This is a genomic window from Duganella qianjiadongensis, from assembly GCF_009857915.1.
Lineage (GTDB): Bacteria > Pseudomonadota > Gammaproteobacteria > Burkholderiales > Burkholderiaceae_D > Rugamonas > Rugamonas qianjiadongensis.
The window spans coordinates 1-1,973 of record NZ_WWCM01000049.1 but is presented as its reverse complement, the minus strand read 5'-3'; the positions used below and the strand labels follow the sequence as shown (position 1 = coordinate 1,973).

The following is a 1,973-nucleotide window of genomic DNA, read 5'->3' as shown; positions in this document are numbered from 1 at the left end:
AAGATGCCGCAGCGAACTTGGAAGATGGCAGCAAACCAGTTTGCCATTCTGTTTGGGGAACGCTTCACCAACGCGATTAATTAACTACGAACCGCGACCCCGGCACACAAAATTCCTGACAGGTCCCGACTGCGTCGCCCCCCCTTGTTGCGCCGGCTCACTTTCGCTCTGGACCGGTGATATTCCATTGGGCTCGTGCTCGCAAACGTTCTCTTGTGGCGTTTGCTTTGCCGTTGCATTTGCGGCTGCTAGCGCTTTCTTTCTTACATTCGCCTTATTGCCTTCAGTACAGGCTTCTATCACTGCAGCAGCAGGGCCTGCCCATTCGTCTGAATGCATTTCTCGGCGCGCTTTGCGCCGGTGGTTGGCACCTTCACGATTTAAGATGCCACGAACGCTCCAGCTGATTTCAACTTCTTGCCACCGATTCGGCGGCAACAGCTTCCCAAAAACTTCACCAGTTTCCACGCAACTGGCATACGCTACACGAGCATCACGAAGTGAACTGTATATTTTAAGATGAAGCCCTAGCAGAGAAAAATCAGAGCTGACTCGTTCATTCGTATACCTCCACGGTCCTAACTTCACGTAAGGGCGCTCACCCTTGTTTCGGTTTCCGCGTACCGTCACAATGTCGGTGTGATACATCAGTAATGGTAACTCTTGGGTAGTTACAGGGAGTGGCGAAGGTATGAAAGTGCTTCCGTGGTTGTCGATGGCGGCCGCTAGTGCGTCCATCGGCGAGCACATCATAAGAGCCCCAGTTGGCGATGAATTATGAAGCAAAATCTGGTGTTCGAGTGCCGATGTTATATCGGATAATTTCAACTCAAATGCGACTGCATTTTGCTCTGGATTATTTTTGCGTGAGTCCAGCGGGCCAGATCCGTAGGTACAAGGACTACGTTGCAACCCTGAGCGAGTGGTTTGTCCGAATACTCTTTCGATCGTATCCCTGCCCCACCAAGCTTTTACAGGCCCAAGATGAATAGCGCAGCCAATCGTATCAACTACATTGTCGATCACATCGAAGGCAACGTTTGACCAACCGTTATCCATTCGCAAAATTGAAAAACCCTGCCCAGCTAATTGCTCGAACATTTGGTTGGGAAATACCTTTCTCCCCAGGCCAATTGCGAGTGCGCAACTCTTACTTCCAGCGACCAAAGGAATGATGGCGGACTCAATGGTCTCCAGAACACTGTCCGCACTAGGGTTTATCTCTAAGGCAAGAACTGCACCAATGATCAGCTCATATCGCTCTTCAACAATCACGCCGATATACCACCTAGGCAAAGGAACCTTGATCTCTCCGCCATATGGATTGGTGATCGAGATCATTGAGGCAGAATCTACTTTGTGAAAGTCCAGTTGGACTGCGTTGAATGACCGCAAGGTCGGGAGAATGGGCTCTATACCCCGGCCCACCGTAAGGCGTGCGGCGGCCGGTTCTCCCGCACGTGCTCTAACCCATTGTTCTGGATATCGAGTGCTTAATGAATTGCAATACGCCCGAAGTGCTTCAAGCCCTTCGGTTTTGGTGCTAAGTGGCCATTCATTGGATTGCAATCCGTTTTCCTCAAGCCACCGTATGAACTTGTTATGGAGGTCACATATCCGCATTCTAACGTCTTGGAATTTGTTCTTTGGCTCCCGCCGTAGATAGAGTTCATGAATTACTTTTTGCAGCATCGGGTAGCGTTCAAATAGCTGTCCAAGTGCTCCCGTACTCCCACTGTTGTCTTCCCCGGGCACACACACAACTGGGGCGGTTCGCTCATAATCTTTGATGTGTATATGTGGAGATAAGGCACGGAATCCCCAGATTCGCCCATCCGCAGCAACCTGGACCTGTCAGGAATTTTGTGTGCCGGGGTCGCGGTTCGTAGTTAATTAATCGCGTTGGTGAAGCGTTCCCCAAACAGAATGGCAAACTGGTTTGCTGCCATCTTCCAAGTTCGCTGCGGCATCTT

Annotated in this window: 1 protein-coding gene; it reads right to left on the bottom strand. The window is 50.6% G+C overall.

From position 1 onward, the window contains the following. Positions 1-84: 84 nt before the first annotated feature. A complete protein-coding gene (locus GTP27_RS23190) occupies positions 85-1,341 on the bottom strand; it encodes a hypothetical protein (RefSeq protein ID WP_161041450.1) in 1,257 nt (418 codons plus the stop codon). Positions 1,342-1,973: the final 632 nt, after the last annotated feature.

Bases quoted from the DNA above. Each gene is read 5' to 3' on its own strand.
- GTP27_RS23190 (WP_161041450.1), bottom strand. From the start codon at position 1,341: ATGATCTCGATCACCAATCCATATGGCGGAGAGATCAAGGTTCCTTTG.